Annotated in this window: 12 protein-coding genes and 2 tRNA genes; 10 read left to right on the forward strand and 4 right to left on the reverse strand. The window is 68.6% G+C overall.

What is annotated here, in order from left to right; all coding sequences use genetic code 11:
* Positions 1–30 precede the first annotated feature (30 nt).
* The 3 genes from gnd (at position 31) to AB0C01_RS17505 (ending at position 2,651) form a co-directional block, all read left to right on the forward strand.
* Positions 31–903 (forward strand): phosphogluconate dehydrogenase (NAD(+)-dependent, decarboxylating), encoded by an 873-nt coding sequence (gene gnd / locus AB0C01_RS17495; RefSeq protein WP_357571608.1) that lies wholly within the window; start codon positions 31–33, stop codon positions 901–903.
* Between the two features lie 16 nt (positions 904–919).
* Positions 920–2,053: a DNA replication/repair protein RecF gene (gene recF / locus AB0C01_RS17500; protein ID WP_357243008.1), complete on the forward strand. Its 1,134-nt coding sequence runs from the start codon at positions 920–922 to the stop codon at positions 2,051–2,053.
* A gap of 61 nt (positions 2,054–2,114) precedes the next feature.
* The gene (locus tag AB0C01_RS17505) at positions 2,115–2,651 is read left to right on the forward strand and encodes a DciA family protein (protein WP_357244060.1); all 537 of its coding nucleotides are present in this window, start codon (positions 2,115–2,117) and stop codon (positions 2,649–2,651) included.
* Between the two features lie 10 nt (positions 2,652–2,661).
* On the opposite strand, the gene AB0C01_RS17510 is transcribed toward AB0C01_RS17505, so the two are convergent.
* On the reverse strand, positions 2,662–2,886 hold the full coding sequence (locus AB0C01_RS17510; protein ID WP_357243012.1) for a hypothetical protein: 225 nt from the start codon (positions 2,884–2,886) through the stop codon (positions 2,662–2,664).
* 118 nt (positions 2,887–3,004) lie between these two features.
* Here AB0C01_RS17510 and AB0C01_RS17515 point away from each other — a divergent pair, with 118 nt between their 5' ends.
* A complete protein-coding gene (locus tag AB0C01_RS17515; RefSeq protein ID WP_357243015.1) occupies positions 3,005–3,493 on the forward strand; it encodes a MarR family transcriptional regulator in 489 nt (162 codons plus the stop codon).
* On the opposite strand, the gene AB0C01_RS17520 is transcribed toward AB0C01_RS17515, so the two are convergent.
* Positions 3,478–4,032, reverse strand: coding sequence for a hypothetical protein (locus AB0C01_RS17520; protein ID WP_357243018.1), 555 nt, complete (start codon positions 4,030–4,032; stop codon positions 3,478–3,480). The genes AB0C01_RS17515 and AB0C01_RS17520 overlap by 16 nt on opposite strands.
* A 521-nt stretch (positions 4,033–4,553) precedes the next feature.
* On the opposite strand from AB0C01_RS17520, the gene gyrB reads away from it, so the two are divergent.
* From gyrB to AB0C01_RS17550, 6 genes are all read left to right on the forward strand, one after another.
* On the forward strand, positions 4,554–6,500 hold the full coding sequence (gene gyrB, locus AB0C01_RS17525; protein WP_357243021.1) for a DNA topoisomerase (ATP-hydrolyzing) subunit B: 1,947 nt from the start codon (positions 4,554–4,556) through the stop codon (positions 6,498–6,500).
* 193 nt (positions 6,501–6,693) lie between these two features.
* Positions 6,694–10,413, forward strand: a complete 3,720-nt coding sequence (gene gyrA, locus AB0C01_RS17530) for an intein-containing DNA gyrase subunit A (RefSeq protein WP_357571744.1) — start codon at positions 6,694–6,696, stop codon at positions 10,411–10,413.
* Positions 10,414–10,417: 4 nt separating this feature from the next.
* The gene (locus AB0C01_RS17535; protein WP_357243024.1) at positions 10,418–11,323 is read left to right on the forward strand and encodes a DUF3566 domain-containing protein; all 906 of its coding nucleotides are present in this window, start codon (positions 10,418–10,420) and stop codon (positions 11,321–11,323) included.
* A 151-nt stretch (positions 11,324–11,474) separates the two neighbouring features.
* Positions 11,475–11,548: transfer RNA gene (locus AB0C01_RS17540), tRNA-Ile, on the forward strand.
* Between the two features lie 44 nt (positions 11,549–11,592).
* Entirely contained in the window at positions 11,593–11,721 is a 129-nt protein-coding gene (locus tag AB0C01_RS17545) for a DLW-39 family protein (RefSeq protein ID WP_357243027.1), read from the forward strand.
* Positions 11,722–11,751: 30 nt separating this feature from the next.
* Positions 11,752–11,827 (forward strand) — tRNA-Ala (locus tag AB0C01_RS17550).
* A gap of 237 nt (positions 11,828–12,064) precedes the next feature.
* On the opposite strand, the gene AB0C01_RS17555 is transcribed toward AB0C01_RS17550, so the two are convergent.
* The gene (locus AB0C01_RS17555) at positions 12,065–12,928 is read right to left on the reverse strand and encodes an alpha/beta hydrolase (protein ID WP_357571609.1); all 864 of its coding nucleotides are present in this window, start codon (positions 12,926–12,928) and stop codon (positions 12,065–12,067) included.
* An 81-nt stretch (positions 12,929–13,009) separates the two neighbouring features.
* Positions 13,010–13,549, reverse strand: coding sequence for a hypothetical protein (locus tag AB0C01_RS17560; protein ID WP_357571610.1), 540 nt, complete (start codon positions 13,547–13,549; stop codon positions 13,010–13,012).
* Between the last annotated feature and the right edge of the window lie 533 nt (positions 13,550–14,082).

The raw sequence follows: 14,082 nt of genomic DNA on the forward strand, positions 1-14,082 counted from the left end.
CAACACCCAGATCCACGGAGGTAGAAACACATGCAGCTCGGCCTTGTAGGACTCGGCCGTATGGGCGGCAACATGCGGGAGCGGTTGCGCACCGCTGGTCACGACGTTGTCGGCTTCGACCACAATGCGCAGATCAGCGACGTAACGACCCTCGCGGGCCTGGCTGAGAAGCTCGAGTCGCCCCGCGCGGTCTGGGTCATGGTGCCCGCCGGTGTCACCGACGCCACCATCGACGAACTGGCCGAGGTGCTCGGCGAGGGCGACATCATCATCGACGGCGGCAACTCGCGCTTCAGCGACGACGCACCCCGGGCCGAGCGGCTCAACGAGCGGGGCATCGGCTACATCGACGTCGGCGTCTCCGGCGGCGTCTGGGGTCGGCAGAACGGCTACGGGTTGATGGTCGGCGGCGCCCAGGAGCACGTGGACCGGCTGATGCCGATCTTCAGCGCGCTCAAGCCGGAGGGAGAGTTCGGCTTCGTGCACGCCGGGCCGGTCGGCGCCGGGCACTACTCGAAGATGGTGCACAACGGCATCGAGTACGGCCTGATGCACGCCTACGCCGAGGGCTACGAGCTGATGGCGGCCTCGGAGTTGGTGACCAACGTGCCGGGCGTCATCAAGTCCTGGCGGGAGGGCACCGTCGTCCGTTCCTGGCTGCTCGATCTGCTGGACCGGGCGCTCGACGAGGACCCGGAGCTGGCCGATCTGAGCGGCTACACCGAGGACACCGGCGAGGGCCGGTGGACCGTCGACGAGGCGGTCCGGCTGGGGGTGCCGCTCAACGTCATCACCGCCTCGCTGTTCGCCCGGTTCACCTCGCGGCAGGACGACTCGCCCACCATGAAGGCCGTCTCCGCGCTGCGTCAGCAGTTCGGTGGCCACGCCGTCCACAAGCGCTGAGCGGTATCCACAACCTGTGTATGTCCACCGGCTGGAACTTGTCGACTTCCGCTCGTACGAGCGGGTGGCCGTCGACCTCCAGCCGGGGGCGAACGTCCTGACCGGCCCCAACGGCGTCGGCAAGACCAATCTCGTCGAGGCGCTGGGCTACGTGGCGACCCTGGACTCACACCGGGTCGCCACCGACGCGCCGCTGGTCCGGATGGGCGCCACCGCCGCGGTCATCCGCTGTGCGGTGGTGCACGACGGCCGGGAGCTGCTGGTCGAGTTGGAGATCGTGCCCGGCAAGGCCAACCGGGCACGGCTGGGCCGCTCACCGGCGCGGCGGGCGAGGGACGTGCTCGGTGCCCTGCGACTCGTGCTCTTCGCCCCGGAAGACCTCGAGCTGGTCCGGGGAGACCCGTCCGAGCGCCGCCGCTACCTGGACGACCTGCTGGTCAACAGGCAGCCCCGGTACGCGGGAGTGCGGGCCGACTACGAGCGGGTCGTCAAGCAGCGCAACGCCCTGCTGCGTACCGCGTACCTGGCTCGCAAGACCGGCGGGTCGCGAGGCGGTGACCTCGGCACCCTCGCCGTCTGGGACACCCACCTGGCCCAGCACGGCGCGGAGCTGCTCGCCGGCCGACTGGAACTCGTGGCCGCGCTCACCCCGCACGTCGCCAAGGCGTACGACGCGGTGGCCGCCGGCCGGGGCGCGGCGAGCATCGCCTACCGACCCTCGATCGAGCTGGCCGAGCCGACCACCGACCGGGCCGCGCTGACCGACGCGCTGACCACCGCACTGGCCGCGTCCCGCTCCGCCGAGATCGAACGGGGCACCACCCTGGTCGGTCCGCACCGGGACGAGCTGGCGCTGACTCTCGGCCCGCTGCCCGCCAAGGGGTACGCCAGCCACGGCGAGTCGTGGTCGTTCGCGCTCGCGCTGCGGCTGGCCGGGTACGACCTGCTGCGCGCCGACGGTATCGAGCCGGTGCTGGTGCTCGACGACGTCTTCGCGGAGCTGGACACCGGCCGTCGGGAGCGACTGGCGGAGCTGGTCGGCGGGGCGAGTCAACTGCTCGTCACCTGCGCGGTGGACGATGATGTGCCAGCCGCTCTGCGCGGTGCCCGCTACCAGGTCGGCGAAGGGACGGTACGCCGTGTCGGATGAGCCACGCCCCAAGCGACCGGAGGCCGGTAAGGGCGACGCCGCGGGCGCGCGTACCCCGGGGGTGGAAGCGGCGGGCGGTGCGGAGGCCAGCGGTCCGGAGCTGGCTCGGGCGGTGCTCGACGCGGCGCTGTCCCGGCGGCAGGCGGCGGCCCGCGCCCGGCGTACCCCTGGTGGTGCGGGCGGCGACACGGCCGGCGGGTCGGGACGGCGGTTGCGCGGTTACTCCGGCCCCGGCCCCGACCCGCGCGACCCGCAGCCGCTCAGCGCGGTGCTGAACCGGCTGGTGAAGGCGCGGGGCTGGCAGCAGCCGGCGGCCGAGGCCACCGTGTTCGGCGCCTGGGAGCGAGTCGTCGGCGCGGAGGTCGCCCAGCACAGTCGCCCGGTCAAACTGGAGAACGGCGAGCTGACGGTGGAGGCACGCTCGACCGCGTGGGCGACGCAACTGCGTCTGCTCGCCGGCTCGCTGCTCAAGCAGATCGCCAGCGAGGTCGGCCACAACGTGGTGCGCAAGCTGCACATCCATGGCCCGGCCGCGCCCTCCTGGGGCAAGGGGCCGCGCCGGGTACGCGGCCGGGGGCCCCGCGACACGTACGGCTGAGTCGGGCTCCTCAGCCCTTTCCTGCCTCGCGGGCCGCTCGCCTGCGTTCGCGCTGTTCCCGGGTGTAGCGCTTGCGTTCGGCCAGGTCGCGTTTCCACGCCTCGCGAGCCTCGGTCGAACCGCCCTGAACCGCACCCTGGACACCCTCGGCCGGGCCGGCGAGGTGCCGGAAGGCCCAGCTCAGGAGTCGGCCGCCCTCGCCTGGCGCCCTGGTGACCGCACCGTCCTCGCTCATCTTCCGCCCTCTCCCGCCGCGTGTCCGTCCGCCCGTTCCACGAGCAGATGGTTGGGGCACCAATGATTGGTACACCAATGATCGGTAGAGTAGTCACCGTGGCTGGTACGAGCAACCGATGAGCGATCGACCGGATCGCGACGACCCGTTGGCGCTGGAGCAGCAGGTCTGCTTCGCCCTGTCGGTGGCCGCGCGCAGCGTGGTGGCCGTCTACCGGCCGCTGCTGGAACCGATGGGGCTGACCCACCCGCAGTACCTGGTGATGCTGGCGCTCTGGCAGCACGCCCCGCTGTCCGGTCGCGACCTCAGCCGACTGTTGCAGCTCGACCCGGGCACACTCTCACCCCTGCTCAAGCGGCTCGAAGCGGCCGGCTACCTGCGCCGCGAACGCGACCCCGGCGACGAGCGCAGCCTCGCCGTCACGCTCACCGCCAGCGGCGCCGCCCTGCGGAGCCAGGCGGAGCTGATCCCGGCCGCGATCGTGCAGCGGCTCGGGCTGCCGGTCGAGGACCTGCAACACCTGCACGCGGTGCTCACCCAGGTGATCGCCGCCGCCAACCGACCGGCCGCCTCGGAGGCCGACGCGGCGGGTCAGACGTCGGCGTAGACGGCGAACCCGCGCTCCGCGCAGCGCCGGTAGAAAGCGGCAAGCACGCCCATCTCGGCGCAGGTGAAGTTCCACTGCGGCGGGTCGCCGCGCTCGTCGCGCAGCGCGTCGAGGCGGCTCTCCAGCCACCGCAGCTGCTGCTCGGCCAATCTGCCGTCGCCGAGCAGCGAGCGCAGCACCGTACTCACCGACTCGAAGGTGACCACCTCACCGTGCGGGCGGTGCCCGGCCACGAACCGCTCGATGCCGCTGGCGATCCAGGCGCAGCCGTCCGGGTCGATCACCGGGTCCTCGTCCTCGGCGGCGGCATCTGTGGCGTACAACACACCTTCCAGGCCGAGGAGCAGATCCACCAACTCGGTGTACGCCGTGGCCCGGATGGTGCCGGTCTTCGCGATCAGCTCGGCCAGCGCCGCCGTCGGCGCGGAGATCCGTGGCAGATCGACGATCTCGCCGAAGTCGACGAACTCGGCCGGCGCGACCGGATCATAGAAGCGGCCGGTCCGCGGCCAGTGCACCGCGACGTTGTCCAGCCCCATCTGTCACCTCTTAGAGAGCACGTGTCGGGTCGATCGGGTCGATCGTCCCGGTTCCGGCCGGTAAAGATCAAGCCTGGTTCCGGAGCGCCGCAAACGTACGGCACGGGGGCTTCGGCCGCGACCCCCGACCCGCCCGAGCGCGGGTCAACCCGTTCGGGGACGGCGCGTGCGATCGGACCCTGGCGTGTGGGGGGAGTCGCGGGCAACGGGGTTCTGCCGGCTACGGACTTCTCAGCCGCCTCTCTGAGGGTGCCGAGTGGTGGTTCTGTCCCCCGCGCACAGTAGGATTGACCGCGAGACGAAGACCCGGTGCGGGAGAGGGACGGGGCCGGTGGCCCCAGGTTCATTCTCCACGTCGGGTTGAGCCGATCGCGATCCGCGGGCAACCGCGGCGACCGGCGCGTTCGACCCGCTGTCCGGAGGTCTCCGGCACCGGTCCACGCGCCGACGTCGCGTCCTGTCCGCCGAACCCGCGCCCGCCGCGCCCTACCGGCGCGGCTGACGCGAGAAAGTGGCCGAGGGTGGCAGCGCAGGACAAGCAGGAGTACGGCGCAGAGTCGATCACCGTTCTCGAAGGGCTGGAGGCAGTTCGCAAGCGGCCCGGTATGTACATCGGGTCCACCGGCGAGCGCGGTCTGCACCACCTCGTCTGGGAGGTCGTCGACAACGCGGTCGACGAGGCCCTCGCCGGATACTGCGACACCATCGACGTGGTGCTGCTCGCCGACGGCGGCGTCCGGGTCACCGACAACGGCCGTGGGTTCCCGGTCGACCTTCACCCGAAGCTCAAGAAGCCCGGTGTCGAGGTCGCGTTGACCATCCTGCACGCGGGTGGCAAGTTCGACGGCAAGGCGTACGCGGTCTCCGGCGGTCTGCACGGCGTCGGTGTATCCGTCGTGAACGCGCTCTCCACCAAGATGTTCGTCGAGATCCACAAGTCCGGCAACGTGTGGCGGCAGCACTACACCAACTCCAAGCCGAGCCCGCTGGAGAAGGGCGAGACCACCGACAGCACCGGCTCGGCGGTCTCCTTCTGGCCCGACCCCGACGTCTTCGAAACCGTCGACTTCGACTTCCAGACCATCTACCGGCGCCTGCAGGAGATGGCCTTCCTCAACCGCGCCCTGCGCATCCACCTGCTCGACGAGCGGGTGGCCGAGGAGGAGGACGGCCGGCAGCGCGAGGTCACCTTCTACTACGAGGGCGGCATCGCGGACTTCGTCCGGCACCTCAACGCCTCGAAGAGCCCGATCCACAAGACCGTGGTCGAGTTCGAGGCCGAAGAGGAGGGCATGTCCCTCGAGATCGCCATGCAGTGGAACGAGTCGTACGGCGAGTCGGTCTACACCTTCGCCAACACGATCAACACCCACGAGGGCGGCACCCACGAGGAGGGCTTCCGGTCCGCGCTGACCAGCGTGGTCAACCGGTACGGCACCGACAAGAAGCTGCTCAAGGGCGACGAGAAGCTCTCCGGCGAGGACATCCGCGAAGGGCTCGCGGCGATCATCTCGGTCAAGCTGGCCAACCCGCAGTTCGAGGGGCAGACCAAGACCAAGCTGGGCAACACCCCGGTGAAGAGCTTCGTGCAGCGGGTCTGCAACGACCGGCTGGTCGACTGGTTCGACCGCAACCCGGCCGAGGCCAAGATGATCATCACGAAGGCGTCCCAGGCGGCCCGGGCGCGGATCGCCGCGCAGCAGGCGCGCAAGCTGGCCCGACGCAAGTCGCTGCTGGAGTCCGGCTCGATGCCGGGCAAGCTGGCCGACTGCCAGTCGACCGACCCGCGCGAGTCCGAGGTGTTCATCGTCGAGGGTGACTCGGCCGGCGGCTCGGCCAAGCAGGGCCGCGACCCACGGACCCAGGCGATCCTGCCGATCCGCGGCAAGATCCTCAACGTGGAGAAGGCCCGGATCGACCGGGTGCTGAAGAACAACGAGGTCCAGGCGCTGATCACCGCGCTGGGCACCGGCATCCACGACGACTTCGACATGGAGAAGCTGCGGTACCACAAGGTGGTGCTGATGGCCGACGCGGACGTCGACGGCCAGCACATCCAGACGCTGCTGCTCACCCTGCTGTTCCGCTTCATGCGTCCGCTTGTCGAGATGGGGCACGTCTACCTGGCCGCCCCGCCGCTCTACAAGATCAAGTGGAACAAGAAGGGCGACGACGCCCAGTACGCGTACTCCGACCGCGAGCGGGACGGTCTGATCGTGCTGCGCCAGCAGAAGAAGCCGAACGCCAAGCCGGACGACATCCAGCGCTTCAAGGGCCTCGGCGAGATGAACTATCCCGAGCTGTGGGAAACCACGATGAACCCGGCAACGCGTACCCTGCGTCAGGTCACTCTCGACGACGCGGCGACCGCCGACGAGTTGTTCAGTGTGCTGATGGGTGAGGACGTCGAGGCGCGCCGGTCGTTCATTCAGCGCAACGCCAAGGACGTGCGGTTCCTGGATATCTGACGGACTGCGGTGGATCGGCCGGGCAGTGCCCGGCCGATCCGGCGGTCCACAGAGTTATCCACAGCTTGGCCGGTATCCACAGCGGTTATCCACAGCACGAAAACGACTCTGAGTCTGATAAGGGTATACAGTGACCGATTCTCCCGAGTCCACACCGAACGAGCCCGAGGTCCCCGCCGAGGCCATCGCCGCCGTGGTCGCACACGACCGGATCGAACCGGTCGGGCTCGAGGTGGAGATGCAGCGCTCCTACCTCGACTACGCGATGAGCGTCATCGTCGGGCGTGCGCTGCCGGACGTCCGGGACGGCCTCAAGCCGGTCCACCGCAAGATCCTCTACGCGATGTTCGACTCCGGCTACCGCCCGGACCGCGGCTACGTGAAGTGCTCCCGGGTCGTCGGCGACGTGATGGGCCAGTTCCACCCGCACGGCGACTCGGCGATCTACGACGCGCTGGTCCGGATGGCGCAGCCCTGGTCGCTGCGCTACCCGCTGGTCGACGGCAACGGCAACTTCGGCTCGCCCGGAAACGACCCGGCCGCCGCGATGCGTTACTGCGTCACGGCAGATGTCCGTATTCGTACCGCCGAGGGCAGCGTGCGGATCGCCGACGTCGTGCCGGGCGCGGAGCCGTCCAGCGAGACCGACGTCGACCTCAAGGTCCGCGACCGCAACGGCGACCTGGTTCGCGCATCGAAGTTCTTCCACTCCGGCGAGCACCCGACGCTGCGGCTGCGTACCCGCGAGGGGTACGAGCTGACCGGCACCCACAACCACCCGGTGCTCTGCCTGGTGGACGTGGCCGGTGTGCCGACCCTGCTGTGGAAGCTGCTCGCCGAGATCTCCCCGGGCGACCGGGTGGTGCTCCAGCGTTCGGTGCCGGACGAGATCGGCTACCCGATGCTGGAGCACGTCGAGGCGGCGGTCCTCGCCGGCGCGTTTGTCAGCGAGGGCTGGGTCTCCCCTGGGCGGGCCGGGTTCAACAACGTGGACCGGGATTTCTTCGTCCGCGTCCTCGCGGCCTACGACCTGGCGGTGGGCGGCCCTCGTTACGTCAGCGAGCGGGTCATCGCCTCCGGCAGCACTCTGCACGAACTCGACGTGCAGGACCTCAGCGCGCTGCGTAAGAGCCTCCTCGGTGACCTGCTGGGCGACCGCAGCGCCGCGAAGTTCGTCCCCGAGTTCGTCTGGCAGGGGCCGGCCGCGGTCAAGCGGGCCTTCCTCCAGGCGCTCTTCGAGGGCGACGGCTCGTCCTCGCTGCTGCCGCGCAACACGATCCAGGTCTCGTACTCCACGCGCAGTCAGCGGTTGGCCCGCGAGGTCCAGCAGTTGCTGCTGGAGTTCGGCGTGATCAGCCGGCAGACCCGCTACGACGACGGCGAGATCAAGGTCGTCGTCACCAACCGCCGCGACGCCCGGATCTTCGCCGCGCACGTCGGCTTCCTCGGCCGCAAGCAGGCCAAGCTGGAGGCGGAGCTGGCCCAGGTGCCGGCGAGGAGCACCGCGCTCTCCAGCGACCACGTACCGCTGGTCGGTGAGTTCATCCGCGAGCATGGCGCGCAGCGCTGGACCGAGCGGGACTGGCTTCGCCGGCACAACGTCGACCGGGTGGAGCGGTGGGAGCGGGACCGCGACGAGATCGCCGCCCGGATCAGCAACACCGAGGTGCTCGACGTGGTCGAGCCGTTGGTCGACGGTCGGTTCTACTACGCCGAGGTGGCGGAGATCACGGATGCCGGTGTGCAGCCGGTCTACAGCGTCCGGGTCGACACCGACGACCACTCGTTCGTCTCGGACGGGTTTGTCAGCCACAACACGGAGTGCAAGCTCGACCCGCTGGCCATGGAGATGCTGCGGGACATCGACGAGGACACCGTCGACCTCCAGGACAACTACGACGGCCGGGCCAAGGAGCCCACGATCCTGCCGTCGCGGATCCCCAACCTGCTGGTGAACGGCTCCGAGGGCATCGCGGTCGGCATGGCCACCAAGATCCCGCCGCACAACCTGCGGGAGATCGGCACGGCGGTGCAGTGGTGCCTCGACAATCCCGAGGAGGACGAGGAGACCACCCTCGAAGCCCTGCTCGGCATCGTCAAGGGTCCGGACTTCCCGACCTACGGCCTCATCGTCGGCCAGACCGCGATCCAGGACGCGTACCGCACGGGTCGTGGCTCGATCCGGATGCGCGCCGTGGTGGAGGTCGAGGAGGACAAGCGCGGCCGTCCCTGCCTGGTCGTCAGCGAGCTGCCCTACCAGGTCAACCCGGACAACCTGGCCGAGCGGATCGCCGAGCTGATCAAGGAGGGCAAGCTCGCCGGGATCGCCGACATCCGCGACGAGTCCTCCGGCCGTACCGGTATGCGGATCGTGCTGGTGCTCAAGCGCGACGCGGTCGCGAAGGTCGTGCTGAACAACCTCTACAAGCACACCCAGCTCCAGGAGACCTTCGGCGCCAACATGCTGGCCCTGGTCGACGGGGTGCCGCGCACGCTCAACCTGGCCCAGTTCATCCGCTACTACGTCGAGCACCAGATCGAGGTGATCCGTCGGCGGACCGCGTTCCGGCTGCGCAAGGCCGAGGAGCGGGCGCACATCCTGCGCGGTCTGGGCAAGGCGCTGGACGCGCTGGACGAGGTGATCGCGCTGATCCGGCGGTCGCCGACCGTGGACGACGCCCGGCAGGGCCTGATCCGGCTGCTGGAGATCGACGAGATCCAGGCGACCGCCATCCTGGACATGCAGCTGCGCCGTCTCGCCGCGTTGGAGCGGCAGCGGATCGTGGACGACCTGGCCAAGCTCGAGATCGAGATCGCCGACTTCAAGGACATCCTGGCCAAGCCGGAGCGGCAGCGGAAGATCGTCTCCGAGGAGCTCGGCGAGATCGTCGCCAAGTGGGGCGACGACCGCCGGACGCAGATCATCCCGTTCGACGGTGAGGTCTCGATGGAGGACCTCATCGCCCGCGAGGATGTGGTCGTCACGATCACCCGGACCGGGTACGCCAAGCGCACCAAGGTCGATCTCTACCGCTCGCAGCGACGCGGGGGTAAGGGCGTCAGTGGCGCTACGCTGCGGCAGGACGACATCGTCAGCCACTTCTTCGTCTGCTCGACCCACGACTGGATCCTGTTCCTGACGAACAAGGGCCGTGTGTACCGGGCCAAGGCGTACGAGTTGCCGGAGGCCAGTAGGGTAGCCAAGGGCCAACACGTGGCCAACCTGCTTGCCTTCCAACCCGACGAGCAGATAGCGCAGATCATTGAGATCCCGAACTACCAGGTAGCCCCCTATCTGGTACTGGCCACGAAGAACGGCCTGGTGAAGAAGACGCGGCTCGAGGAGTTCGACTCCAACCGTTCCGGCGGCATCATCGCGATCAACCTGCGCGATGAGGACGAGCTGGTCGGTGCTGCGTTGGTTGCGCCGGAGAACGACCTGCTGCTGGTCTCCAAGAAGGCGCAGGCGATCCGGTTCAACGCCTCGGACGAGGCGTTGCGGCCGATGGGCCGAGCCACCTCGGGGGTGATCGGCATGCGCTTCACGGACGACGACGTCCTGCTGGCCATGGAGGTCGTTCGGGAGGGTCTGGACGTTCTGGTGGCCACGAACGGGGGATACGCGAAGCGGACCCCGATCGAGGAATACCCGGTGCAGGGCCGGGGAGGTAAGGGCGTGTTGACTGCAAAGATCACCGAACGGCGCGGTGGTCTGGTCGGCGCGGTGGTGATCGATCCGGACGACGAGCTGTTCGCGATCACCAGCAACGGTGGTGTCATCCGGACTCCGGTGAAGCCTGTACGCCGTACGCGTGACCGGAACACAATGGGGGTCAAGCTGATGGACCTCCCGGACGGCGTGACTATCGTGGCGATTGCTCGCAATGCCGACGAGCCTGACGAACAGGACTAGTTGAATGACGGAGACACAGGCGAAGTCGGGGAACACGGGGACCTCGGCCAACCCGGTCGACGAGGAGGCCGCCAAGGGCGGCACACCAGCGACCGGCCGCGCGGCCGTAGGCCGGGCGACGGTCCCCGCCGACGCGCCTGCCCCGAAATTCACCAGGGCCCCGGGCATGACACCCCCGCCTGAGCCGACCAGCGATGACGCTGGCAAGGGTGACAAGACCGAGGCGTCCGGAGCCGAGGCGCCGACGTCTGCCGCCACACCCTCGGGTTCGGCGACACCCTCGGCCCGACCGGCGACCACCCAGCCGATCAACGTCCGGCCCGGCCAGGCCGCGTCGACCGGGGCCACCGGCACCCAGCCGCGGATCACACCCGGCATGACCCAGCCGCCGTCGGACGGTGCGCGTACCTCCGCTGGCGGCCGCCCGGTCAGCGGCGGTGGCCTGCCGCCGGGCATCGGCAACGCGTCGGCCGTCGGGGCCGCCCGTGTCGGTGACGCGGTACGCGCGGCACGTACGTCGGTCAGCTCGGCTGCGTCCCGGGGACCGCGCCGGGCTCGGCTGAACCTGAAGCGGATCGACCCGTGGTCGGTGATGAAGTTCGCGTTCGCCGTCTCGGTGGTGCTCTTCATCGTCGTGGTGGTCGCCACCTCGGTGCTCTACCTCGCGCTGGACGCGATGGGTGTGTTCAAGAGCGTCAACGAGAGCCTGAGCGACCTGGTCAACGCCGGCGGTGGGCAGAGCACCAGCGGCTTCCAGATCACCGCCAAGGGCGTGATCCTCAGCTCGGCGCTGATCGGTCTGGTCAACGTGGTGCTGTTCACCGCGCTGGCCACGCTGGGAGCGTTCGTCTACAACGTCTGCGCCGACCTGGTCGGCGGGATCGAGCTGACGCTCGCCGAGCGGGACTGAGCGACCGGGACGCCGGGGCACCGCGAAACGCGGTCGCTCCGGCGTCCCGTACTCGGGTAGGTTTTGGCAGGCGACGACGGCCCGGCTCGTGGGTGCGGACCCCGATTTGGGGCCGGCGCAGCGGATGGGTTAATCTTGCTCGTCGCAACGCGGGGCTATAGCTCAGTCGGTTAGAGCGCAGAGCTGATAACTCTGAGGTCGATGGTTCGATTCCATCTAGCCCCACCGCACGGTCGTCCGACGTTAGTCGAGCACGAGGGGTCGCCCCAATGTTCAAGAAGCTGCTGATTCTGGCTGGCGTCGTCGGCGTGGCCGCCGTCGTGTACAACAAGATCAAGGCCTCGAGCGACGAGCGTGCCCTCTGGCACGAGGCGACCACCGCACCCGACCTGCGCTGACCTCTGAGGCGGCGACAAGCGGTCGTCCACGGGGCCCTAGCTCAACTGGCAGAGCACTGCCTTTGCAAGGCAGGGGTTAGGGGTTCGAGTCCCCTGGGCTCCACCAGCACTTCCCCCGGTTGATCTCGGTCCTGAGGGCAGCCACGCGGTCCTGTCGTCCCCTCCTCGCCCTGATCGAGTAGGAGCGAGGCGAAGGCGTGCCGCAGCTTGTCCCGCTGTGGACCGCTTCCGCTCGCTCTTGGTCGACGTACTTCCGTTTCCGCTCCCGTCGATCCGACGAGGTGTCGACCACCGCACTGTCAACGCCTACCGCCACGTGCCCGGCGCGCGAGGTGCTTGAGCCTTAGTTGACCAGTCGGCCGACCATGGCGGCGAGCTGATCGGGATGCTCATCGGTGACCAAGTGGCCGGCGCTGAAAATAATGTCAGGGTCAACATGGAGCCGCTGTTGTGCCCCTGATCGCAATCGGTTCGGCGGCAAGAACACGTCCTGGTCTCCGCTAGCGATCACGACCGGCACCGTGCGCGTTACCGGCGGGACGAGATCATCGGAACTCACCGGACGGGTGTGTCGGGCGACCAACGTCATCCACTCCACCAGGTCTGCGCGGGGCGCTCGGCCGGTAGCAGACAGGATTCGCAGCAGACGAAGACTCGAAGCAGATCGTGGCCGTACCAGCCAGCTCAGGAACGCCAACAAGACACGGGGAGTGACCCTGAGTCGGCACAGCCCTCCAGGAGCCACCGCGACCTTGCCGTGAATCCGCGAATGATCTGCCGTGAGCGCGACAGCGCCGCCGAACGAATGCCCGAACACCACGACCGGCCCGCTTGTGGATTTCTCGATGACCTCTTCCAGCCAGGAGCCGTACCAGGTGAGCCGGCCGCCGGCGGCATCCGCTTCACCGGAACTCAATCCAGGCTGGCCCGGAACGTCGGCAGCGACCACCCGGTACCGCTGAGCCAAGGTTGTGAGCAACGGCAGGTAGGCGGCCGTGCTGAAGCGGTCCTCAGCGACGAATACGACAGTCAGTGGGCCTCCGCCAGCGGTGAATACGTGTGTGTCTTCGCCTTTGGCGCGAATCATGCGTCGATCGTGTCGGACCGGCCACGCACTCAACTGCTCCTCGCACCACTGGCGAATGCTGTCCCTGCCCGCAGGAGTCCGATAGATCGACTTCACCGCTGCATCCTGCACCAGGACCATCGGAAGTACCACGCCACCAGCTCGAGCATCGTGAGGATCATCGGCGCCCGTCATACGGCCATCCGCACAGCCAAGCCCTCGTCACCGTACGGTGAAACCCCCGTTGCTGACGGTCTCTCTCAACCAGTCAAGCCAGGCCGCCCACAGGTCATCCCCATCCAACTCTGCACGGACGCTCGGCGACGAAGCCTGATAGCAGTCGAGCGCTTCGTCGATCTCCCTCGCTCCAACCAGCCAGGGACCATTGCTCGTCAGCTTGAACTCTGGGATACCAAGCATTCCAGGGACCGTCTGGGCCGACGCCGCCCGTTCGGCCTCGTTGTACGCGTCGCGCCGACTCTGATCAGCAGACTGCCAGTCGTCGATGCCCTGGAACGGCCAGGCGGGGAAGGGCTGCGGGGCTCCGTGGTAGGTCATGCCGGTTCGGCGCATACCGTCGCGGCAGAGGCCCATGCCGGCGATGTTCAGATGGAACTGATATGCAGCCGCAAGCGTCTCGTACTCGTGCAGGCATGGAGGAGCGTGCACGCACAGGTCCCGCAGCTCAGAGCACGCTTCGAAGCGCGAGCGGGCAGTGGCAGCAGGTTCGGGTAGGTCAGTCCACTCAAGGTCGTAGCTCACGAGACCCCTTCGCTGCCGCGCATCAGCCAGCGCCCGGCGTCATGACATTCGCCGAGCAGCATACGGCGGTTCGTCAGGCAGGTCCTGACACCGATCGGTCACGCAGGTCACGAGACCGGACAGGTCGCCGGAGGTGATGTCGACCAAGGGGTCCGTACGTCTTCAAGGCGGCCCGCGACGGGCAAAACGCGCCGCCAACCCTCACCCTCGACTCGTCGCCGGTCACCCGGAGGCATCGAAGTTCGCTTGACGACGAAGCGGGCCGGTGGCCCGCCTCCCGAAGGGCGGTCGGTTGCATACGGGTGGGCATCGCGGGTAGTCCGGGCGGGGGCTGAGGTTTGAGGTCTGTTGCCCTTCAACAAGCCGGGGTCATGCCAAGGTTCCTGAGGTCCGACGGCGGGGAGGCACAGTGGTGCGCATCGACGTGAACGAGCCGAGGGCTGCCGAACGGTTCTGGGAAGGGATGCGGGAAGTAGCCAGTGCTGCCGCCCGGCATCGCGATCCACAGTTGTACGAGTCGATCGTCAAGATCG

Origin of the sequence: Micromonospora sp. NPDC048905, from assembly GCF_040649655.1 — a bacterium.
GTDB lineage: Bacteria > Actinomycetota > Actinomycetes > Mycobacteriales > Micromonosporaceae > Micromonospora.